General features: G+C 36.2%; 20 protein-coding genes. 11 read left to right on the forward strand and 9 right to left on the reverse strand.

Annotated features, from left to right (window positions below; genetic code table 11):
- Positions 1-14 precede the first annotated feature (14 nt).
- On the reverse strand, positions 15-764 hold the full coding sequence (locus ACHZAX_RS16835) for a biotin--[acetyl-CoA-carboxylase] ligase (RefSeq protein WP_320019912.1): 750 nt from the start codon (positions 762-764) through the stop codon (positions 15-17).
- A 336-nt stretch (positions 765-1,100) separates the two neighbouring features.
- On the opposite strand from ACHZAX_RS16835, the gene rsfS reads away from it, so the two are divergent.
- From rsfS to ACHZAX_RS16865, 6 genes are all read left to right on the forward strand, one after another.
- On the forward strand, positions 1,101-1,472 hold the full coding sequence (rsfS, locus tag ACHZAX_RS16840) for a ribosome silencing factor (protein WP_101308127.1): 372 nt from the start codon (positions 1,101-1,103) through the stop codon (positions 1,470-1,472).
- Between the two features lie 28 nt (positions 1,473-1,500).
- Complete coding sequence (gene ftsH, locus ACHZAX_RS16845; protein WP_320019913.1) at positions 1,501-3,537, forward strand: ATP-dependent zinc metalloprotease FtsH; 2,037 nt, start codon at positions 1,501-1,503, stop codon at positions 3,535-3,537.
- Between the two features lie 217 nt (positions 3,538-3,754).
- A complete protein-coding gene (locus tag ACHZAX_RS16850) occupies positions 3,755-4,579 on the forward strand; it encodes a phosphatidate cytidylyltransferase (protein ID WP_320019914.1) in 825 nt (274 codons plus the stop codon).
- Between the two features lie 25 nt (positions 4,580-4,604).
- Complete coding sequence (locus ACHZAX_RS16855; protein ID WP_101308124.1) at positions 4,605-5,264, forward strand: phosphatidylserine decarboxylase family protein; 660 nt, start codon at positions 4,605-4,607, stop codon at positions 5,262-5,264.
- A 94-nt stretch (positions 5,265-5,358) separates the two neighbouring features.
- Complete coding sequence (locus tag ACHZAX_RS16860) at positions 5,359-6,228, forward strand: hypothetical protein (protein ID WP_320019915.1); 870 nt, start codon at positions 5,359-5,361, stop codon at positions 6,226-6,228.
- Positions 6,229-6,232: 4 nt separating this feature from the next.
- The gene (locus ACHZAX_RS16865) at positions 6,233-7,009 is read left to right on the forward strand and encodes an SDR family oxidoreductase (RefSeq protein ID WP_320019916.1); all 777 of its coding nucleotides are present in this window, start codon (positions 6,233-6,235) and stop codon (positions 7,007-7,009) included.
- 193 nt (positions 7,010-7,202) lie between these two features.
- Here ACHZAX_RS16865 and ACHZAX_RS16870 read toward each other — a convergent pair whose 3' ends face one another.
- From ACHZAX_RS16870 to ACHZAX_RS16880, 3 genes are all read right to left on the reverse strand, one after another.
- Positions 7,203-7,388, reverse strand: coding sequence for a hypothetical protein (locus ACHZAX_RS16870; RefSeq protein ID WP_394698290.1), 186 nt, complete (start codon positions 7,386-7,388; stop codon positions 7,203-7,205).
- 98 nt (positions 7,389-7,486) lie between these two features.
- On the reverse strand, positions 7,487-8,515 hold the full coding sequence (locus tag ACHZAX_RS16875; RefSeq protein WP_320019918.1) for a PGAP1-like alpha/beta domain-containing protein: 1,029 nt from the start codon (positions 8,513-8,515) through the stop codon (positions 7,487-7,489).
- Between the two features lie 39 nt (positions 8,516-8,554).
- Positions 8,555-9,619: a putative type IX sorting system protein PorV2 gene (locus tag ACHZAX_RS16880; protein ID WP_320019919.1), complete on the reverse strand. Its 1,065-nt coding sequence runs from the start codon at positions 9,617-9,619 to the stop codon at positions 8,555-8,557.
- Positions 9,620-9,745: 126 nt separating this feature from the next.
- Between ACHZAX_RS16880 and ACHZAX_RS16885 the strand changes: the two genes are divergently transcribed.
- Positions 9,746-10,501 carry a CDP-alcohol phosphatidyltransferase family protein gene (locus ACHZAX_RS16885; RefSeq protein ID WP_320019920.1) on the forward strand — a complete coding sequence of 252 codons (756 nt, stop codon included), beginning with the start codon at positions 9,746-9,748 and terminating at the stop codon, positions 10,499-10,501.
- Between the two features lie 82 nt (positions 10,502-10,583).
- Here the strand turns inward: ACHZAX_RS16885 and ACHZAX_RS16890 are convergent, their stop codons facing one another.
- The 4 genes from ACHZAX_RS16890 to ACHZAX_RS16905 all read right to left on the reverse strand — a co-directional run bounded on the left by ACHZAX_RS16890 (position 10,584) and on the right by ACHZAX_RS16905 (position 14,873).
- Positions 10,584-11,675, reverse strand: coding sequence for a chorismate mutase (locus ACHZAX_RS16890; protein ID WP_320019921.1), 1,092 nt, complete (start codon positions 11,673-11,675; stop codon positions 10,584-10,586).
- A 257-nt stretch (positions 11,676-11,932) separates the two neighbouring features.
- The gene (gene cydB, locus ACHZAX_RS16895) at positions 11,933-13,066 is read right to left on the reverse strand and encodes a cytochrome d ubiquinol oxidase subunit II (protein WP_320019922.1); all 1,134 of its coding nucleotides are present in this window, start codon (positions 13,064-13,066) and stop codon (positions 11,933-11,935) included.
- A gap of 2 nt (positions 13,067-13,068) precedes the next feature.
- A complete protein-coding gene (locus ACHZAX_RS16900; protein ID WP_320019923.1) occupies positions 13,069-14,625 on the reverse strand; it encodes a cytochrome ubiquinol oxidase subunit I in 1,557 nt (518 codons plus the stop codon).
- Positions 14,622-14,873, reverse strand: a complete 252-nt coding sequence (locus ACHZAX_RS16905; protein ID WP_101308115.1) for a DUF4492 domain-containing protein — start codon at positions 14,871-14,873, stop codon at positions 14,622-14,624. The genes ACHZAX_RS16900 and ACHZAX_RS16905 overlap by 4 nt, the downstream gene beginning before the upstream one ends.
- A gap of 627 nt (positions 14,874-15,500) precedes the next feature.
- Between ACHZAX_RS16905 and ACHZAX_RS16910 the strand changes: the two genes are divergently transcribed.
- From ACHZAX_RS16910 to ACHZAX_RS16920, 3 genes are all read left to right on the forward strand, one after another.
- Complete coding sequence (locus ACHZAX_RS16910; RefSeq protein ID WP_101308114.1) at positions 15,501-16,436, forward strand: 4Fe-4S dicluster domain-containing protein; 936 nt, start codon at positions 15,501-15,503, stop codon at positions 16,434-16,436.
- Between the two features lie 179 nt (positions 16,437-16,615).
- Positions 16,616-17,956 (forward strand): NrfD/PsrC family molybdoenzyme membrane anchor subunit, encoded by a 1,341-nt coding sequence (nrfD, locus tag ACHZAX_RS16915; protein WP_101308113.1) that lies wholly within the window; start codon positions 16,616-16,618, stop codon positions 17,954-17,956.
- Positions 17,957-17,969: 13 nt separating this feature from the next.
- Positions 17,970-18,890, forward strand: a complete 921-nt coding sequence (locus tag ACHZAX_RS16920) for a c-type cytochrome (protein ID WP_320019924.1) — start codon at positions 17,970-17,972, stop codon at positions 18,888-18,890.
- 3 nt (positions 18,891-18,893) lie between these two features.
- Here ACHZAX_RS16920 and ACHZAX_RS16925 read toward each other — a convergent pair whose 3' ends face one another.
- Positions 18,894-19,025: a hypothetical protein gene (locus tag ACHZAX_RS16925; RefSeq protein ID WP_262885054.1), complete on the reverse strand. Its 132-nt coding sequence runs from the start codon at positions 19,023-19,025 to the stop codon at positions 18,894-18,896.
- Positions 19,026-19,066: 41 nt separating this feature from the next.
- On the opposite strand from ACHZAX_RS16925, the gene ACHZAX_RS16930 reads away from it, so the two are divergent.
- On the forward strand, positions 19,067-21,538 hold the full coding sequence (locus tag ACHZAX_RS16930; protein WP_320019925.1) for a heavy metal translocating P-type ATPase: 2,472 nt from the start codon (positions 19,067-19,069) through the stop codon (positions 21,536-21,538).

Below are 21,538 nucleotides of genomic sequence, written 5' to 3' on the forward strand. Positions count from 1 at the left end.
AAATAAGAGGTGAGCTAATGAATAAAGCTCACCTCTTTAAAATTATAAATCCGCTCTGTACCATTAGCCTTAATTCGCAGCTGCCCATACTCTGTGATGCCAACAATTTGTCCCTCAAACGCACCATTTTCATCCGAAAACCGGTGCATTTCACTCATCCAATACATAGATTGCAGATAATCCTTTTCCAGCAGGTCTGACTTTTGATCCACCAACTGAAAATAACGATTTTCAATGCAGGCTAACAATTTTGTCAGTTCTTCGTCCAAATTGTATTCTTTATTGGTACAAATTGCCAGTGAAGTTGGATTTGGCGCATCGGATACAAATTCTAACTGATTAATATTTAAACCTAAACCACAAATACTGTGACTTAAGGCTGATCCCATAATGGAATGTTCTATTAATATGCCGGCAATCTTCTCATTTCCAACATAAATATCATTAGGCCATTTTATAGAAACATTCTTTAAATATCCACTCAAATAATCGTAAACACCCAAAGAAATAACCATAGAAATTTGGAATTGATGTGGTATTGGTAGAAATTCCGGTGTAAGAATGATACTTATGGTAAGGTTTTTGCCTTCTTTACTTTCCCAAATATTTGCACGCTGTCCTCGGCCTTTTGTCTGACTTAATGTCAAAACGACAGTTCCAGCTGACGGTTTTTGAGTTTTTATCAACTCCAAAGCAAAATCATTTGTTGAATGCATTTCGTTTTTGCGAATTAATAAATGGGGAGAAAATAAACATCTGTTCATGAATGAAAATTATTAGTTTCAACGAGACAATACTGTTCTGTTAACAATTGATATTTTGGTAATCTTTGGTGAAATTAATCATTACCTTGCATAATGAAAGACAAATGTAAAACTTTGAATTCGCTTAATCACTCTTGAAAACTAGGGATACAAGAATCATTTAACAGGCATTACAATCGATTAAAACGAAATAAAAAGCAAGATCAATAAAAACAAATGACTGGTTTCTATTGAATTAGATACGAATTAAAGATTTTAAAAGCTTATTTCAATCAAATTGAAAAACAAATTTTATTCATTTGAAAAAAAATTATCTTTGTAATTAAAATAGTAATAATGGCAGAAAAACAAGGAAATACAACAGAAGAACTCGTTGAGTCCTTAATTGAGGGATTGCAAAAAAATAAAGCAGTAGAAATTGTTAAGATTGACTTAAGAAATATTGATAGTTCCGTTTGCAAGTATTTCCTTATTTGCCATGGAACATCATCCACTCACGTAAACGGAATCGCCGCATCGGCAGAAGAATATGTGAGAGAAAAAATCAATGAAAAATTATGGCGAATAGAAGGATATCAAAATTCTCAATGGATTTTATTGGATTATGCTGATGTAGTAGTTCATATTTTTCAAAAAGAATACAGAGATTTTTATCGACTTGAAAGTTTATGGGCAGATGCTGCTGTAACTAAAATTCAGAATGCTTAGCCAATACAATAACCTTTAACTAAAAAGAATGGCAGAAAATAATGATCAAAATAAATCTCCTTACCAAAAAGGAAAGAATGGCAACAGTATGCTTAAACCACCAAAATTTAACGCATACTGGGTTTACGGATTAATTGCCGTAGCATTTATTGCTCTTAATCTTCTAAACATTGGCCAAAAACCACAGGAAACCAGCTGGCAAAAGGTGAAAAATGATATGATTCGCAACTCTGATGTTGAACGAATTGTTGTGATCCGGAATCTTCTTGCTGTGAATGTTTATCTTAAACAGGAAAGTCTGGACAAATATCCAGCTCTTTTCGAAAGTAGTTTTGATTCTCCTTCAAAAGCAGGTCCGCATTATACTTTCCCAATTGGTTCTATTGAGCAATTTGCTGATCAATTAGAAAGTGCTCAGGAAGGGGTTTCTGATTTAAACCGGATTGAACCTGAGTATACAACTCAAGAAAATTATTTCGGTGATTTTATTGGATGGATACTTCCATTTGCCTTAATTATTGGTATTTGGTTTTATGTGTTCCGCCGGATGAGTAAAGGTGCCGGCGGAGGTGGCGGAGGTGGTAACATCTTTAATGTTGGTAAATCGAAAGCCAAAGTATTCGATAAGGAATCTAACATTAGCATCAATTTTAAAGATGTTGCAGGCTTAGCGGAAGCAAAACAGGAAGTGGAAGAAATTGTTGAATTTCTTAAACATCCGCAAAGATACACCAAATTGGGAGGTAAAATCCCTAAAGGAGCTCTACTTGTAGGACCTCCTGGAACTGGTAAAACCTTATTGGCAAAAGCCGTTGCAGGTGAAGCAAATGTTCCTTTCTTTAGCATGTCGGGTTCCGATTTTGTGGAGATGTTTGTTGGTGTTGGAGCGAGTCGTGTTCGTGATTTGTTTAAGCAGGCAAAAGAAAAATCGCCTTGTATTGTATTTATCGATGAGATAGATGCAATTGGTAGAGCACGTGGTAAAAATCCTAACATGGGTTCGAACGACGAACGTGAAAATACATTGAATCAGCTGCTAACTGAAATGGATGGTTTTGACACCAATTCAGGTGTAATTATTTTAGCCGCAACCAACCGCGCTGATATTTTGGACCGTGCCTTGATGCGTGCAGGTCGTTTCGATCGTCAGATTCATGTTGAACTGCCTGATTTAAATGAACGCAGAGAAATTTTTGGTGTTCACTTACGTCCTCTAAAATTAGATCCAAATCTTGATAAGGAATTTTTGGCCAAGCAAACTCCGGGGTTCTCGGGTGCTGATATTGCAAATGTGTGTAATGAATCAGCTTTGATTGCTGCAAGGAAAAAGAAAGAAATTATTGAGAAACAAGATTTCTTAGATGCAATTGACCGTATTATTGGTGGATTGGAAAAGAAAAATAAAATCATATCACTTCAGGAAAAGAAGACCATTGCTTATCACGAAGCTGGTCATGCCACTATTTCCTGGATACTGGAACATGCTCATCCTTTAGTGAAAGTAACAATTGTGCCACGTGGAAAAGCCTTGGGTGCAGCTTGGTATTTACCTGAAGAAAGAAGCATTACAACCAAAGAACAAATGCTGGACGAAATGTGTTCTACATTGGGTGGACGTGCTGCGGAAGAAATAACTTTTGCTAAAATTTCAACTGGTGCTCAAAACGATTTGGAAAAAGTAACCAAGCAAGCAATGGCGATGGTTTCAATATTCGGTATGAGTGAGAAAGTGGGAAATGTTAGTTATTACGACTCATCAGGACAATCAGATTATGGGTTTTCAAAACCATACAGTGAGAAAACTGCTGAACTAATTGATTCTGAAATTAAAATCTTAATCGAAACAAGTTACAAAAGAGCCAAACAAGTTCTTTTAGACAATATGTCGAAACACAAAAAACTTGCAGAATTACTTTTGGAACGTGAAGTTATCTTCAGTGAAGATTTAGAAGCAATTTTTGGCAAACGAAAATTTGGAGAGCCTCAAGGTTTGGGTGAAAAGAAAATCACTCCAACTACTAAAGCTGAAAACACAACTAAAGACAATGAAAGTCAGGCTGTTTAATCAGTCCTTACCATCATAACTTAAATTGCTAAATTATTGAGGAAACTCAATAATTTAGCTTTTTTTTAACCTCTTTTTTTTCTTATCCACTCCTAAAAGATTCGCTTAAGATACCCGATTGTAATAAGTGCTGAAAAAACACTATTTTTGGGATCGAATAATTACAAAAGCAAAATCTGCAGGTTAGGGTCAGATTCAACTATATAAAATATATCAAGTGGGGAACTTTATCAAGAGAACATTATCAGCTGCAATTTTTGCAATTGTTTTAATAGCGGGAATTACCCTTCACCCAATTGGCTTTTTAGTCGTTTTTCTTGGAATTACCCTATTAGGTACTTTTGAATTTTACAAATTGGCTAAAAAAGCAAACAGCACACCACAATGTTATACTGGTATGTTTGCTGCTGGAATATTATTTTTAGCCTGTTTCGCGAACACTTACTTAAACAACTCTGGTATTTTTCTTTTGCTCGCAGTAACGGTTGTGATGATCCCCATTATTGAATTGTACCGAAAAAAAGAAAATCCATTTGTGAATATCGCATTTACATTGTTGGGTTTACTATATGTGGCACTACCCTTCTCATTATTGAATTATATGGTTTTTCCATTTAATAGTCACCAATTTCATTACGAAATAATTCTGGGTGTTTTTGTGATGATTTGGGCGAATGATACAGGAGCTTATTTAGTAGGTGTTAATTTTGGAAAACACAGACTTTTTGAGCGCATTTCGCCGAAAAAATCATGGGAAGGAAGCATTGGCGGTGCAATTATAACACTGGGAATTGCTTGGTTATACTCCAATTACTCCAACGACTTAACTCTGATTCAATGGTTGGTAACCGGAGTAATCGTTGTTGTTTTCGGATCAATTGGTGATTTAGTCGAATCTCTTTTCAAGCGGAGTATCAACATTAAAGATTCAGGAAATATTCTGCCTGGACACGGTGGCATTCTTGATCGCTTTGATGCCATTTTGTTAGTATCTCCTATGGTTTTTGTATTCTTGCAAACAATCAAAGAATTTTTTCATTAAATTTGCCAAAATTTAAATTCAAAATATGACAATTCACAAGGAAGGATTCGGAATTATTGCAGTATTTTTTATCGCTATTGCAGTTATAGATGCAATACTGTTTTTCACCATTGGTTCCGGACTTTTATTCGATATCTTCTTAGCGGTAAGCATCGCATTTTTCTTGTTGGTTGTATCTTTTTTCAGGGTTCCTAAACGTACCCCTGTTATTGGAGATAATTTGATTATTGCTCCTGCAGATGGAAAAGTGGTTGTGATAGAAGAAACAGAAGAATCGGAGTATTTTAAAGATAGAAGACTTCAGGTTTCTATCTTTATGTCACCCTTAAACGTTCATATTAACTGGTATCCTGTACAAGGATTGATAAAATATTGCAAACACCATAGTGGCTTATTCTTAAAAGCCTGGTTGCCTAAATCTTCTACCGAAAACGAAAGAACTACAATCGTAATCGAGAAAGACAAGAACATCACCATTTTAATGAGACAAATTGCCGGTGCTGTTGCCCGTAGAATCGTGTCTTACTCGGTAGAAGGCGAAAAAGTAGAGCAATGTGAGCAGGAAGGATTCATTAAATTTGGTTCAAGAGTTGATCTTTACCTTCCCTTGGGAACAAAAATTGATGTGAAATTAAACCAGAAAGTAACTGGTTCTCAAACTATCATTGGCCGTTTCTCCGATTAAATTAACAGTAACATATCCTTATCGCGAATAATATTTCAGGTCTGATCTGTAAAAAGTCGTAACTTCACGTTTGCGAACTTTTAACCAATATATCATGACAAAAATTATTCAGTTTACAGCCATCGCCCTAATTTGCATACAAAGCTCTGCAAGTTTTGGACAGCAAACAGATGTTCCCGCGTTTCTCAGCCCGGAACTTGAATTTGTTTGGGAAAGTGAAAACACTCTTGAAGTTCCTGAATCGGTATTTTTCGATGCTGACAATTCCTGCATATATGTTTCGAATATAAAAGGAACGCCCAGCAATCAGGATGGTAATGGATACATTTCCAAGCTTAACCTAAAAGGTGAAATTACTACACACAAATGGATTACCGGACTTGACGCTCCTAAAGGAATGGCCAAATACGGCAATTTCCTTTTTGTTAGTGATATTAACGATTTGGCAGTAATTGATATTGCAAAAGGTGAAATTGTAAAGAAATATCCTGCCCCAACAGCCATTTTTCTAAATGACGTTGCAGTAAATCCTAAAACCGGAACTGTTTATGTTTCCGATAATATGACAGGGAGTATTCACCGTCTGAAAAATGGAAATTTTACTGTCTGGTTAAAAGATGATCAACTGGATCATGTAAACGGCTTAACCTTTAAGGATGATTATCTTTGTGCCGGTGTTCTCAACAAAATTATTAAAATTGAGACAGACACAAAATTAATTAAAACTCTTGCTGATAACACAGGAAGCATAGATGGATTGATAAGTATTGATGACAACACCTGGATAATATCAGATTGGGTGGGCAACATACAGATGATTAAATCGGGAAAAGCTAAAAAACTGCTAAGCTCGGCCGAACAGCAAATAAACGCAGCCGATTTAGGCTATATTCCCGAACAAAAAATAATTTTAGTTCCTACATTTCATAACAATAGGGTAATTGCCTATCAGTTAAAAATATAATTTTATGGATTTACACATTAAAAATCAACTCTTTGTGGTTTGCGGTGCCACATCGGGATTCGGAAGTGCCGTATTAAAAAATTTAGTCGCTGATGGTGCTAATGTAATTGCCATTGCCCGCGGACAAGAGAAACTGGATGAATTGCAACATTCCAATCCAGATCAAATAGAAAGCTTTTGCGGTGATATCACTCAATCGGAAACCATCCGTCTGTTATTGGAAAAAATAGGCAATAGAAAGCTCTCTGGTGCTTTTGTAAATGCCGGCGGTCCACCGGCAATGAAAACCCTGGAGACAAAACTTGACGATTGGGATAATGCCTATCATCAGCTATTGCGTTGGAAAGTAGAATTGACCCAGACTCTTGTTCCTTTGATGATGAAAGAAGGTTACGGAAGAATGGTTTTTTTAGAAAGTTCGTCGGTAAAACAACCCATTGATAATTTGGTATTGAGTACCTCCCTGCGTCTTTCGGTTGTTGGTTTTGTAAAAACCCTTTCGCAGGAAATTGCCGAATCGGGAGTAACACTAAACATTGTTGGCCCGGGATATCATGAAACACCTGCCATTAATAGATTATTAGAGAAAAAAGCTGAACAGGAAAATATCACTTCACAGGAAGCTAAAGATAAAATTGCCTCGGGCATCAGAATGAAACGAATGGGAAATCCTGAAGATTTGGGTCAACTGACCGCTTGGTTGCTTTCTCCTTCCTCAGGCTACATCACCGGGCAAACCATCAGCGTTGACGGCGGACAAATATTAGGAATTCACGGATAAAAACAAACCCCAAAGAATAAAATTCTTTGGGGTTATTATTTTTTCCTTCGTATGTTATTTCCATATCCCAAAGGGAAAATTTAATGTACTACATTAGCAACAATACTAGACAGCCAGACAATCAAAACTGACAAAACCAAAATAAAGAGTAATTATTGAAATTGCATAACATAGGGTGTTCTTTTAACACAGGTTATGCTGAATTCCCGCAAACAACATATGGAATTCCAACACTTACATTTTCATTTCCTTGGTCTACATTCAGATTCCCAAAAGAAACATTTACGATCCCTTTATCAACATTCAAATTCCCATAAGCAACATTGGAAGTGTTTTGACTTACATTTTCGCTCCCGAAGACTACAATCACATGCCCCACAGCTGCAATTCTTACTCATTCATGCAAAATTGACAGTGTGCGTTGCATGTTAAGTCAGGTAAAATCAACATCATATAATGTAGTCAGTAAAATTTTTCTTATCTCTTTCTGCGAAACCACGATCGAACTTTCCTTTTCTGAATAGAAAGTTTCAGTTTGGTTATTTTAAAGTATTTATTTGTTCTTCCAACTAATTTTTCTTTGAATGTTAAGCGTTCGGAGAGAATGAACCCATTCAGTATTTTGGAAAATTCGGGCGTACGCAAATAACCATAAGATTTATGAGGATTAGCGACACCATTTATTTCATAGTTGTTTACAACTAAAAAATCGACAGGTTTTACGCCAAATTTATTCTCAGAAAAATCATCAGCCAATTCATAGTTTAAAGCTACTTTATCCAAAATATCAGAAAAGTTGTACCAATTGTTCTTAACACCTTCAGGTGTAATCATGAAACTTTGTCCGTTTAATTTTTGCCTTTGTTCTGCGGCAATTTTACTAACAACTATTGGCAAACCCAGAGGAGAACCAATGGTAATTAAAGTATGAATCTTAATTTGATCAGCTAAAAAAGTCAGAACATCGAAAGCCACTATCGATCCCATTGAATGAGCGATCAACATGATATTATCCTTCTGATATTTTTCGAGTACTTTTAATAATCTCTCTCTTATCAGATCTTTTATTTTGGAGGTGGATGCTACTTCTACAGTAGTTTCCTCTTTGTAGTAAGTCTCCAGATCTGTAAAGTAATTACTTAAAATACTGTCCGTTATAAAAGAATAATTTAAAGAGAAGTCTTCATTTAGAAAAATTCTGTTTAGTTGCCGGTTCAAAAATCCAATAATCTTTTTTCTTGTATCATGATTCTCCGGCAAGAGTTTCTTGCTTGGTTTTGCATAAATTTCATCCAGGTAATAAGGACTTTCCTTATCTTTTTCGAACTGATTTAATGGTTTATCGTGCAGAATATCGGCCCAATAAACCATTTCATGTTTTGGTAAATCAGTTTTGTAATTGTTGTTTTTTAAGCCTTCAATCATGGCTCGTTCCCACCAACGTTCCAATAAGTCCTTAGGTGGTTTATTGCCTAAACCATGAATTTGGATAATAACATTTGCCATGCGTTATTGTAATTCTATTAAAATGATTGTAAGTCTTATCTAATCAAAAGCATAAGACAAGGAAAATACGTTGGAATATTTAGCTATTGACTGATCTCCAATATCCGTTAAGGCATAATCCAATCTGAAATTTTTATAACGAATCCCCAAACCTAAATTGGGTTGAAAAGTCCACGACTTAGTTTGGTCAAAATCGGTTTCTTCCTGAAAATTACTTAGTCCGGCACGAAGAAATATAAACTGTTTGTAGGAAGCTTCCAAACCAAAGTGAGGATCGATACTGATTGGATCTCCCTGAATCAAAACATTTCTCTGTCCGTCGAAAGTCATATCCATATCGAGCTCCGTTAACAATGAAAATTTGTCCGAAATGGTAAATTCCCGGCTTACTGCAAGAATCAATCTTGGCAAAGTAATTTCCGTAGAATTCTCAGGTATTTCGTTGCCTGTTAGTTCAAACACTTTTTCAAGATCTCCTGTTTTAAACACCCATGCATTAAAAGTGCTTGTGGCATCTCTAAGAACGGCACCCATCCGCCATTTCCCTTTTCGGTATGTTCCTGCAATATCAAATCCAAAGCCGTAAGCCGAGGCAAAATCACCAGTGTGCCGATAAATTAATTTCACATTTCCACCTATGCTCAATCCTTCTATTTCTGTTTTTCGGGAATATGAAAAAAGAAATGCATAATCGGCTGCCGAGAAGGTCGTTACCAAATCGTAGCGGATGTTTCCATCTTTGTCAATTAATTCCAGTGTATTCGGAATATCATCAACCCCGTAACGCAGCAAACTTAAACCAACCGCACTTTTCTCATTTATTTTCATGCCAAAACCCAAATAATCGTATGCTGATAAGCCTCCGAAATATTCGGCATGCATCGCCGAAACATCAAACTTTGTTCTTAACTCCACTAAATTAGCCGGATTCCAATAAGACGATTCAACATCATTTTGAGAAGCAATGGTGGCATTTCCCATTCCAAAAGATCTTGCACCTACTCCAATAGACAGGAATTCATTACTATATGTTGGTGCTGAAGTCTGGCCAAATACCGACGCAGCAAGACATAAGCAAATAAAAAATGCAATAATTCTGGACATATAGTTAATTTTCATTGACAGGTAAAAATACTATGCTTTTTTTAAACTTATGCATCGAAGCAAAAGAAATCATAAGTTTCGAAAAAATCCATTATTTTTGTGGCGTACTATACAAAATCAAAATTCATGTCAGAAGCAAAAGGGATTATCAAACACATTCCAAATTCAATTACTTGTTTAAACTTACTATCAGGATGCACTGCGAGCCTTATGGCGATGGAAGGCTATTTAGTAAATGCCGCTTTCCTGATTCTTTTAGCTGCTGTATTCGACTTTTTTGACGGTTTAGCTGCCCGCGTGCTTAAAGCTTATTCTCCTATGGGCAAGGAACTAGACTCACTTGCCGACATGGTTAGTTTTGGTTTTGCTCCGGGGGTTATTGCTTTGGCTTATTTGAAAAATGCTGTTTTAGGCAGTCCTTCTGCCGATTTTGTGCCTGCAGAATTAAGTTATCCGCAAATTGCTCTCTTGTTATCGGCATTTATTATCCCAATATTTTCAGCCCTGCGATTGGCTAAATTTAATATTGACACCCGGCAAACTTCCTCATTTATTGGTGTACCAACTCCGGCAAATGCAATGTTTTGGGCCTCGCTTCCATTGGTGCTATTCTATGGAAATTATCCATTAATTGAGGAATGGCTTTCAAACGAATTCGTTATTATCGGAGCTATCCTTATAACATCATTTTTATTGGTAACAGAAATCCCAATGTTTGCCCTTAAAGTAAAAAGCTTAGCCTGGAAAGAAAATAAAATCCGCTACCTATTTCTGATTGCCTTACTTGTTCTTTCTATTCTTTTAAAATGGCTGGTGATTCCAATGATTCTGTTTGTTTACATTATCTTCTCGTTGATTAACAACCTGATCAGTAAAAAATAAACATCTGCTTTTGGCAGTTATAAGGTAAAAAGAAGAGGGTGTTCAAAAATGGATGCCCTCTTTTCTTATTTTTTGATTGGTACTATTTTCGATTCATTACCTCATTCTGTTTCAAAATAGCTTCCTTATGAATCATTCGCAGTAGTTGCGCAACGAATGGCTCAGATAAACCTAAGGATTTCCCCAATTCAATTCCTTTTTCACGCACCTTTTCCCATCGTTGAAGCTGAAGAATTGTCATATTCTTCTCTGCTTTGTATTCCCCAATCCCCTCAACAATATTCATTCGCTGGGCAAGTAATTCTATCAACTGCGAATCCACCGAATCTATTTGATCGCGGTACTTTTCAAGCCGGTTCTCTTCAATATCTTCAACAGAAGGCAATCGGCAAATCAACTTTCTTAAAACTTGATTTAAATCTGAAGGAGTTAATTGTCGCTCCTGATCACTTATCCCTTCAGCTGCATTAAAATGGCTTTCAAACATCAATCCATCCATATTCAGATCCATTGCCTTTTGCGCCATTTCCTGCACATATTTATTTGCTCCGGCGATATGACTAGGATCGCAGATAATAGGAAGGTTATGAAATCGTGATTTCAGTTCGATAGGAATTTCCCATTTAGGAATGTTACGAAGCCTCGTTTTCTCGAAAGGGTAAAATCCTCTGTGAATTGCTGCCAATCTGGAAATACCGGCTTTATTAATAGTTTCCAAAGCCTCAATCCATAAATTAATATCAGGATTTATTGGATTTTTTACCATTACAGGAACACTCATTCCTTGAAGAGCACTGGCCAATTCCTGAACCGAAAATGGATTGGATGTGGTTCTGGCACCTATCCATAAAATATCAACATTATGCCTTAAGCACATTTCAACATGTTTAGGAGAGGCTACCTCAACCATAGTAAGCAAGCCGGTTTCGAGCTTAACTTGATTCAACCATTGCAAAACATCCAAACCACGGTCGCCAAAAGACTTATTAATTGTTTGTGGTTTCCATGCTCCAGCTTTAAAAATCTTTACCTGTTCTACTTTTTTTAATTCTCTGGCAGTATTCAATAATTGTTCCTCAGACTCGACTATGGAAGGTCCACTTATCACTATCGGTCTTGTATCCAACTTCTTAAACCAAGTACTCATTGATTTACAATTCTCCAATCCGCTCATATCTTCATTTTAAGACTGTCTAATACCAAAACTGATATTAGTCGTACAAAAATACACTTTTAAATGACATCGGGAAATGTGCGCAATTAGAATTGGCATCCTAAAACAGGATGCCAATCAAATAATTATTATTCTTTTTCTATTTGAGTTTTCAATTTCTTAAGTGCAAACCGAATGGTTTTGTAACAAATAAAAATCAAAAGCGGCCAGGTTAACAGCCATATTATAGATGATGTGTACATGTCTTACGATTTAAATTAATACAAATGATCTTCCGAACTGATTTCCTGAGCATCAATCTTTTTACTATTCATAGCTCGCCATGCCCAAACAATATAGGCAATTACAAAAGGAACCATCAAAGAAACATAACTCATCGCTGTTAACGTATAGTGCGACGATGATGCATTCTGAATGGTTAATGATGATTGCAAATCAGCCAAAGAAGGATAAAATGAAGTGTTATTTAATCCTGCCAAAAGAAATAAGGAGAAAACTACAAAAACTGTTCCTCCGCCGGCAAACCAGATTCCTTTTGTGTATTTTTCAAGCAAATAAGATTTTGCCAATCCAAACAATACTCCTACTACACCTGCTAAAAATAAAACGGCCACAACAGGCATAGCGATAAGATTATGAAGATATTTAAAGGACTCCATACTTACGATACTTGTTTGTGGATCGACAGCAAATCCATCCATTATCAACAAACGAACAGCGAAAAACAGAAAAAATACCAGGAATGGAATTCCTGAAACCAGCAATTGCTTTTTTGACCGGGCAAATATTTGATCATTTTCTATACTGTTCATAAAATAAAGACTTCCCAATACTCTTGCCAGAAAAAAGACTGTTAATCCCAAGGCTACATTGTGTAAATTAAGTACTGCCTCCAATCCACCGTAAGGTGTTGCCCATTTGGATTGATTGAAATCATTAACTGTAAACTCCGCTCCATTAAAAAAGGTTCCTACGGCTGTTCCAATAAGTATGGTTCCCAATAATCCGTTAATAAACAAGAAAGCCTCGAAAGTTTTAGCTCCCCAAACATTATTGGGTTTACTTCTAAATTCGTAAGCTACGGCCTGAATGATAAAACAAAAAAGAATTGCCATCCAAACCCAATAGGCACCTCCAAACGAGGTAGAATAAAACAGAGGAAAAGATGCAAACATGGCGCCACCAAAAGTTACCAAGGTTGTGAAAGTGAATTCCCATTTCCTACCCAGTGCATTAACTACCATGGTTCTTTCCAATTCTGATTTTCCTATTCGATAGATTAGCGTCTGTCCTCCCTGAACAAACATCAGAAATACCAGCAAACTACCTAGTAATGAATCAATAATCCACCAATACTGCTGCAATGCTAAATGCGATAAATTTTCAAACATGATTAGTTTCCTCCGTGATTAGGTCCGATTTTAATTTGCTTTAACATGATTTTGATTTCTGCAATCAATAGTCCGGTAAATACAAGCAAGAAAAGGAAGAATGTAATTATTACAGACATACTATCAATACTTGAAACTGCGGCCATTGTAGGCATCAAATCCTGAATCACCCATGGCTGGCGTCCCATCTCGGCCAGAATCCACCCACACTCAGAAGCTAAATATGCCAGCGGAATACTCCAAATCGCCATACGTAAAAACCATTTTTTATTAACTACGCTTCCTTTATAGATATATACCAAACACAATACAAACAACAAAATAAAATACATTCCCAGTCCAACCATAATATGGAAACTGTAAAAGGATATTGAAACCGGAGGAACCACTTCATACGGATCAGAAAAATAACCGTACCCAAAATATTTAAAATTAGCTTTCAGCTCTTTTTCAGCTTCGTTTGCACCAACTGTATCATCAATTTTCTTCGCCGCTTTATACGCTTTTAACGCGGCAATGGCTTTGCGCCCCATTTCCATCTTTTCAGTTACAGGCGGATGAACTTCACCATCGTTATCGGTATATCCTTTAATGATATCATTCACTCCGGGAACAAAAGCATTTCCATCCAGATAAGCCATATAAGAAAGCATGTTTGGAATTTCAATTTTAAAATTAAAATCCTTCATATTTTCATTGGTTCCATCTCCTTCACTTGTTGACATAATTCCCAATGCAACCAAACCAGCTCCTTTCGATCCATTATACAAACCCTCAAAAGCAGCAAATTTCATTGGTTGATCGCGAACAATTTCTCTCGCCGAATTATCGCCGGTCATAACCGTAAATAAAGAGGTAAGCAATCCAAAAACAGCAGCCACAACAATACTTCTTTTTGCAAAAACCACATTCGTTTTTTTCAAAATATACCAGGCACTTACACCTATCACGAAAACTGACGCAAGAATATAAGCTGAAGAAATTGTATGCAAAAATTTATTAACCGCGGTTGGTGAAAACAGGACATCCCAAAAGTTATCCATTTCGTTGCGTGCCGTGTCCGGATTAAATTTCATCCCAACAGGATTCTGCATCCAGCCATTGGCAACTAAAATCCACAAAGCAGACAGATTGGAACCAATTGCAACCAACCATGTAGAAATTAAATGGAACTTTTTACTTACTTTATTCCAGCCAAAAAACATCACTGCAATAAATGTAGATTCCATAAAAAAGGCCATAATTCCTTCTATAGCAAGAGGTGCTCCAAATATATCACCCACGAACCATGAATAATTCGACCAGTTGGTACCAAACTCAAATTCAAGAATAATTCCTGTTGCAACACCAATCGCGAAATTAATTCCAAAAAGAGTCATCCAAAACTTGGTAATCTTTTTCCATGCCGGATCATTGGTTTTCACATAAATGGTTTCCATGATAGCAATAATGAAAGCCATACCTAACGTTAAAGGGACAAAAATCCAGTGATACATCGCAGTAAGTGCAAACTGCGCCCTGGACCAATCCACTAAAGAAAGATCTAAATTTTCGATCATTTTATTGATTTTTTAGGATTAGTTAATTGATCAATCACATAATCACTACGCTCCTGATCGCTGTCATATTTTGTTTTTAAGAAATTTGGAAAGAATAACAACTTTAAAATAAAAAACATAACAAATAGCTTTATCAAAATAATAAGCCAAAGCTGACGACTCCATTTACTTTGATTTCGAAAACCTTCATAATAGAATTCCCAAATAGTTTTTGGCAATTTCACTAATCTGTTGAGGACATTATTCATTGTAATAAGAACTAATGTATTTTATTCTTTGATATTTATTTTGAAATAATAAAAGACTAAGACCTCTTATACTGTTTATCAAAATACCTTACAAAGGTAAGCTTATTTGAGAGCCATTAACTAAATTGTTTATAGATAGATTTTATGTAGCCATATAGAAAATCAATAAATATTTAATTTACAATTAGTTGAAACACCAGCCACCAAACTAAACACCTTCAAACATACTGATTTTAAAGGTATCCGATAATTTACTGCCTCTTATAATAAATTCCAGTGTTTTATCTCACAAAACATTAGAAACTTAAAAAGAAAGTGTTAAAATTCATATTATCAAGCCATTACACTTCAACAACTCAAAAGAATGATAAAAACACATTGAGATCTGTTTATTAGCTTCTCTATTTGACAGGTCATTACAAATGAAAATATTTATTTATATTTGAGTTAGTTCGTAATCGTTTGTAAAGCATAATACAATTAAACAAACATAGGACAAAAGCCCTGTTAATAAGGAATCTATCTCCTTATTTAGAATTGTTTTAAAAAGTATTTTCAGCTCTTATTTCAATTACTCCCATTTGATAAAATGGACGTACTTAAATAGAAAACTAACCTAATTGCATAATGAAAGAAGAAACATCAAACAACAGCAGACGAAAGTTCCTTAAAAGCGTTGGACTTACCGTTGGCGCAGCAGGTGTTGTTAGTGGATTTTCTCTTCTTGGTGCTGCTAAAGCTGCAGCACAAGAACCTGGAGAAACAGTAAATCTGTTAACACAAGATGGACAACTCGTTCAAGTTGATAAAAATCAATTGCGCCCAACAGTAACAGGACCACTTACCGAATTGCAAAAAAGAGGACGTGAAGGTATTGCCGGAAAGTCGTTTGTAATGGTTATTGATCTTAGTAAATGCAGAAATGCCCGAAAATGTATGGATGCATGTCAAAATCATCACCAATTAAGACCGGATCAACACCATATTAATGTTCTTCAAATGCAGGATGCTGAACATACGGCTCCTTATTTTATGCCCAAACCTTGTCAGCATTGCGACAATCCTCCATGTACCAAAGTTTGTCCGGTAGATGCAACTTTCAAACGTCAGGATGGAATTGTACTAATAGATAATGAAAGATGTATTGGTTGTCGGTTTTGTATAGCAGCCTGTCCTTACTCTGCACGTATTTTCCAATGGACAGAACCTAAGGATGCGGAAAAATACAAAAATCTTACTTACAATATTGAAGCTAACGTTCCTCAAAAGAAAGGTACAGTAAGTAAATGTTTATTTAGTGCCGACAGACTTCGCGAAAACAAACTTCCTTCCTGCGTTTCTTCCTGTCCGAATGGTGTTTACTATTTTGGAGATCAAAATGAAGATGCTGTTACCAACGGTACAACTCACGAAACAGTTCGTTTTTCGAAGTTGATTGAAGAAAATGCAGGATATACGCTGATGCCTGAGTTAGGAACGAAACCCCGCGTTTACTACCTGCCTCCAAAAAACAGAGCTTTTGAGTTTAATGGTGATCTTTTAAACGAAGAAAATCTTCATTAAAGCATTGTTTCAATCATCAATAAAAAAATAATAAACAGATTTTATTTGCCCTAAATAATTTAATCTTATGAAACGTCCATGTATAAAGCTTTCTGCACACAGGGAAATGATTGTAAGGTAAGTTCTCCCGAAACAAGTTCGGGACAGGCTATATGGCAAAAACTTAAAATAATAAACATATGAATGACTTACAAGAACAGAAAGAAACGACTCTTTCGTTTGAGAAAATAAAAAAAGACATTCTTCGTCCGATGCAAAACCACAAAGGTCTGGAACTTTGGATTGCGTTTCTAATAACAGTAATAAGTGTTTGTGCCTGGGCCTACTACGTACAATTACGTGACGGATTGGGAGTTACCGGCATGCGCGATTACGTATCCTGGGGACTGTACATTGCCAACTTTGTATTTTTTGTTGCCGTGAGTTTAGTTGGAATGCTTATTTCGTCGATTCTGGGTTTGCTCCGAATCGATTGGATAACACCAATATCGAGAATTGCTGAGATAATAGCAGTTGCCTTTGTTGCCGTTGCCGGTCTGGTAATTATTATGGATATGGGGCGTCCCGACAGAGTAGTTAATGTGCTTATCCATGGTCGTTTTCAATCTCCAATTCTTTGGGATATAACCGTAGTAACAACCTATCTGACAATAAGTCTTCTGTTACTGATTTTACCAATGATTCCAGATTTGGCGATCTGCAAAAATGAATTAAAGAAAGCTTCTCCTATTCTGAAAAAGCTGTACAATATCCTATCATTTGGTTACATCAATACTCCCAGTCAATACAAGCACTTACACAAAATGATCCGGACATTAATGGTTCTTATTGTTCCGGTAGGTTTGGCAATTCATACCGTCACCTCGTGGTTGTTTGCTGCAACCTTGCGAAATGGTTGGGATACTACAATTTTTGGTCCCTACTTCGTTGCAGGAGCATTTGTAGCAGGTTCGGCAGGATTAATCGTAGCTATGTATTTTTTCCGCGTTAGTTATAAACTGAAGGATTACATTACCGACGTCCAGTTCGATAAAATGGGAAAACTGATGGTGGCTGTATGTTTGGTATATTTATATTTCAATTTAAATGAGTTCTTGGTTCCCGGGTACAAAATGAAAACCGGAGATGATATTCATTTAACGGAATTATTCGCCGGCCATTGGGCAATCATGTTCTGGTCGTCTCAATTGTTGGGTAATGTGATTCCAATTATGCTATTGGTTACTAAAAAATTCAGAAAGCCTTTTCCTATCATGATTATTTCATTATTTATTTTAGCAGGAGCCTGGATCAAAAGATATGTAATTGTTATCCCAACATTACTTCATCCTCATTTACCCATTCAGAATGTACCACAAAACTTTGTACACTACTATCCTAGTGCGATAGAAATTTCTGTAACCGTTTTAAGTTTTGCTTTAGCACTCTTAATCATCACCGTTTTATCAAAAATATTCCCGGTAGTTCCCATATGTGAAATTGCCGAACAAAAAGGAATCGAAGTGAAAATTGAAGCTTAAAAACATGCAAACAATGAAAAATGCTATCAAAATAATTGCCGGTTTGTTTCTACTTTTTGTATTCACCGCCTCTGTTGTAAATGCCCAAAAATGGCAGGCACCAGTATCGTCGAAAAAGAAACAAAATCCTTACGAGGCCAGCACAAGAAATATTAGTTCTGGTAAAAAGATTTACAATATTAATTGCAAGTCCTGTCATGGTGATGCTGCCATGGGAAACATGCTGCCTCTTCAACCAGTTGCTCCTTCCGATTTAGGATCGCAGGCATTTTTAATCCAAACAGATGGAGAAATTTATTACAAGGTTAACAAAGGCAATGGCGCAATGCCCACTTTCGAAAAAACTTTAAGTGACGAGGACAAATGGATGGTTATTACCTATCTACGCTCTTTCGATCAGAATAAAAAGGAAAGCAAGAAAATTGCAGAGGTGAAAAATCCTGAAGTAACTGATGTGAAACTTCTTTTAGACATCAATAATGAGAACAAAAGAATATTAGCTAACCTAACAGGTGTTACTGCAAAAGGTGATCGTGTTGCCTTGCAAGGCATCGAACTAAGCGTTAAGGTGAAAAGAAACTTTGGCTATTTAGATATTTCGGGCGACGATGCATACACAAACGAAAAAGGGGAAGTCAGTGTTCAATTTCCGGAAGATTTACCCGGCGATCGTGAAGGACATGTGAATCTTTTAGCCAAAGTAACCGATGATGCCTACTATGGAGAAGTAATTGTTGATAGAATTGCCAGCCTTGGTATACCGACCAACCCGGTAAATCCTTTGGATGAAAGAGCTATGTGGGGAACCCGGGCAAATGCTCCGATATGGATTATTTTTAGCTATGTTGGTGGAGTCATCTGCATTTGGGGAGTTATCTTTCTGGTACTATTTCAACTAATTCAACTACCTAAACTCGCAAAAAACAAAGAATAAAAACTACTCGGAATCATTCTCTTTCTTCTTTTTTGATGGTGCACCTAATTTATACAAAAGGTATCCCATCCCCACTAAAAAGTGAAGAGCTGTAATTCCAGCTATAATGTAAACAAGAGTTGAATCAGATTTCATATCAAATAATCTAAGACTGTAAGGTCTGCAAGTTGGTGAAAATGCAGGAAGAATCAAAAAAACACATTTGTGTACACTGTGGCGACGACTGTGGTTCACATCCCGTAATTTGGGATGAGAAGCCATTTTGCTGCAATGGTTGTTCTACTGTATATCAGATTTTGCACGAAAATGAACTTTGTACCTACTACGATTTTGAATCGAACCCTGGAATTAAAATTGAAGCCGGAAAATACAAAGAGAAATTTGCTTTTTTAGATGACAACGAAATTGCAGAGCAACTTTATGAATTCGCAGAAGGAAATATCAGAAAAATAACTCTTTATATCCCAAGCATACATTGTAGTTCTTGTATTTGGCTGTTGGAACATCTCAATATTTTAAATCAGGGAGTTATTAAGTCGATGGTCAATTTCGTTAAGAAAGAAGTGGCCGTTACATTTAATTCCGATGAAATATCAATTAGAGAATTGGCTGAATTACTTTCTTCCATTCATTATATTCCTGAGATTACTCTTGATAAATTACAATTAAAACAAAATAAAGAAGTAAACAAAAGTCTTCTTTACAAAATCGGTATTGCCGGATTTTGTTTTGGAAACATCATGCTTTTAAGCTTGCCCGAATACGTTCCGGGTCATGAGTATTTGGAAACTCATTTCAAAGAATTTTTTGGGATGATGAATTTCTTCCTTGTTTTACCTGTTTTCTTTTACAGCGGAAGTGATTATCTGCTATCTGCCGGAAAGGCAATAAAACACAAATTTATTAATATTGATGTTCCTATTTCGATGGGAATACTGATGCTCTTTACACAAAGCAGTATCGAGATTTTCAGCGGTTCGGGAGCTGGTTATATGGATTCCCTTACCGGATTAATTTTCTTTCTCTTAATAGGAAAGTGGTATCAAAACAGAACTTACCAGGCCCTCTCGTTCGAACGGGATTACCGTTCTTATTTTCCGGTTGCCGTAAGTAAAATGGAAAACGGAATTGAGATAAGTACTCCTATCGAAAAACTGGAAAAAGGCGACATCATATTAATCCGTAATCAGGAATTGATTCCTGCCGATGGTATTTTAATGAAGGGAGAAGCCCAAATTGATTACAGCTTTGTAACCGGTGAATCGAAACCTGTATTTAAAGAAAGCGGCGACGCCGTTTTTGCAGGGGGAAAACAAATGGGAAGCGCCATTGAACTGACCATCGAAAAAGATGTAATTCAAAGTCGTTTGACCCAATTGTGGAATCAATTTGAAGGTGAGGATTCTTCAAATACCAAACTAAACTCATTAATCGATCAGATCAGCAAATATTTCACCATTGTAATTATTGCAATTGGACTGTTTGCAGGAATCTACTGGCTGATAAATGATTCAGGCAAAGCTGTTTTTGCCTTTACTTCGGTTCTGATTGTTGCCTGTCCGTGCGCACTGGCTCTCTCTGCTCCTTTCGCTATGGGAAACACCATGCGATTGATGGGAAGAATGGGAATCTATCTAAAAAGCTCGGCAGTGGTCGAAAAATTGAATTCAATCACCACTATCGTTTTTGACAAAACAGGAACGATAACACAAGCCGATGAGGTAAAGGTTAAATTTCATGGAGATGCATTAAGTGATGATGACAAAATCGCAGTAAAATCATTAACCAGACATTCTACTCATGTTCTAAGTTCTACTTTGTACGAATTTTACAAAAGTATTCCGCCCGAAACGGTTGCTGACTATACTGAATTGCCATCAATGGGAATTTCGGGTACAATTAATGGCCGGAAAATTAAGTTGGGCTCTGCAAAATTTATTCGGGAAGGAAAAACAGAAACCAGTTCTTTAAACACTGAAGTTTACCTTTCGGCAGATGGAAAAATAAAGGGACATTTCTCTTTGAGTAATCAATACAGAACCGGTTTGTCAGAATTAATAAACGAACTGGCTCCTAAATACGATCTGCACATTTTATCGGGTGATAATGATTCGGAAATGGAAAATCTGAAACAGATATTTCCAACAACATCAATTATCAGGTTCAATCAGTCGCCTAATGATAAATTGGAATACATCAATAATTTAAAAAAACAAAACAAGTGTGTGTTAATGATTGGTGATGGATTAAATGATGCCGGAGCCTTAAAAACCAGCGATGTTGGTATTTCAATTGCTGATGACATTTACCATTTTTCGCCTGCATGCGATGCTATTTTGGAAGCTTCAAAATTTCAAGAGTTAAAGTACTTCCTAAAAATATCAGCAAAAAGTGTTTGGATAGTAAAACTAAGTTTCATACTCTCCTTTCTTTACAATTTATTTGGATTGTATTTCGCAGTACAAGGAATCTTATCGCCTGTTGTTGCGGCTCTGCTAATGCCAATCAGTTCCATCTCGGTGGTGGCTTTTGCAACTTTTACCACCAATTACATTGCTAAATCGAAAGAGATAAATAATAAAACCAAATCGAATATTAAAGAAGCAAAAACATCTGTTTTTCTAAAAAAATCGGTTCAACTAAATTAA

Origin of the sequence: Labilibaculum manganireducens, from assembly GCF_963665805.2 — a bacterium.
GTDB lineage: Bacteria > Bacteroidota > Bacteroidia > Bacteroidales > Marinifilaceae > Labilibaculum > Labilibaculum manganireducens.

Excerpts from the sequence above, each read along its gene's own strand:
- ACHZAX_RS16835 (WP_320019912.1), bottom strand. The coding sequence starts at position 764 with ATGAACAGATGTTTATTTTCTCCCCATTTATTAATTCGCAAAAACGAA.
- rsfS (WP_101308127.1), top strand. The coding sequence starts at position 1,101 with ATGGCAGAAAAACAAGGAAATACAACAGAAGAACTCGTTGAGTCCTTA.
- ftsH (WP_320019913.1), top strand. The coding sequence starts at position 1,501 with ATGGCAGAAAATAATGATCAAAATAAATCTCCTTACCAAAAAGGAAAG.
- ACHZAX_RS16855 (WP_101308124.1), top strand. The coding sequence starts at position 4,605 with ATGACAATTCACAAGGAAGGATTCGGAATTATTGCAGTATTTTTTATC.
- ACHZAX_RS16860 (WP_320019915.1), top strand. The coding sequence starts at position 5,359 with ATGACAAAAATTATTCAGTTTACAGCCATCGCCCTAATTTGCATACAA.
- ACHZAX_RS16865 (WP_320019916.1), top strand. The coding sequence starts at position 6,233 with ATGGATTTACACATTAAAAATCAACTCTTTGTGGTTTGCGGTGCCACA.
- ACHZAX_RS16875 (WP_320019918.1), bottom strand. The coding sequence starts at position 8,515 with ATGGCAAATGTTATTATCCAAATTCATGGTTTAGGCAATAAACCACCT.
- ACHZAX_RS16880 (WP_320019919.1), bottom strand. The coding sequence starts at position 9,619 with ATGTCCAGAATTATTGCATTTTTTATTTGCTTATGTCTTGCTGCGTCG.
- ACHZAX_RS16885 (WP_320019920.1), top strand. The coding sequence starts at position 9,746 with ATGTCAGAAGCAAAAGGGATTATCAAACACATTCCAAATTCAATTACT.
- ACHZAX_RS16890 (WP_320019921.1), bottom strand. The coding sequence starts at position 11,675 with ATGAGCGGATTGGAGAATTGTAAATCAATGAGTACTTGGTTTAAGAAG.
- cydB (WP_320019922.1), bottom strand. The coding sequence starts at position 13,066 with ATGTTTGAAAATTTATCGCATTTAGCATTGCAGCAGTATTGGTGGATT.
- ACHZAX_RS16900 (WP_320019923.1), bottom strand. The coding sequence starts at position 14,625 with ATGATCGAAAATTTAGATCTTTCTTTAGTGGATTGGTCCAGGGCGCAG.
- ACHZAX_RS16905 (WP_101308115.1), bottom strand. The coding sequence starts at position 14,873 with ATGAATAATGTCCTCAACAGATTAGTGAAATTGCCAAAAACTATTTGG.
- ACHZAX_RS16910 (WP_101308114.1), top strand. The coding sequence starts at position 15,501 with ATGAAAGAAGAAACATCAAACAACAGCAGACGAAAGTTCCTTAAAAGC.
- nrfD (WP_101308113.1), top strand. The coding sequence starts at position 16,616 with ATGAATGACTTACAAGAACAGAAAGAAACGACTCTTTCGTTTGAGAAA.
- ACHZAX_RS16920 (WP_320019924.1), top strand. The coding sequence starts at position 17,970 with ATGAAAAATGCTATCAAAATAATTGCCGGTTTGTTTCTACTTTTTGTA.
- ACHZAX_RS16925 (WP_262885054.1), bottom strand. The coding sequence starts at position 19,025 with ATGAAATCTGATTCAACTCTTGTTTACATTATAGCTGGAATTACAGCT.
- ACHZAX_RS16930 (WP_320019925.1), top strand. The coding sequence starts at position 19,067 with ATGCAGGAAGAATCAAAAAAACACATTTGTGTACACTGTGGCGACGAC.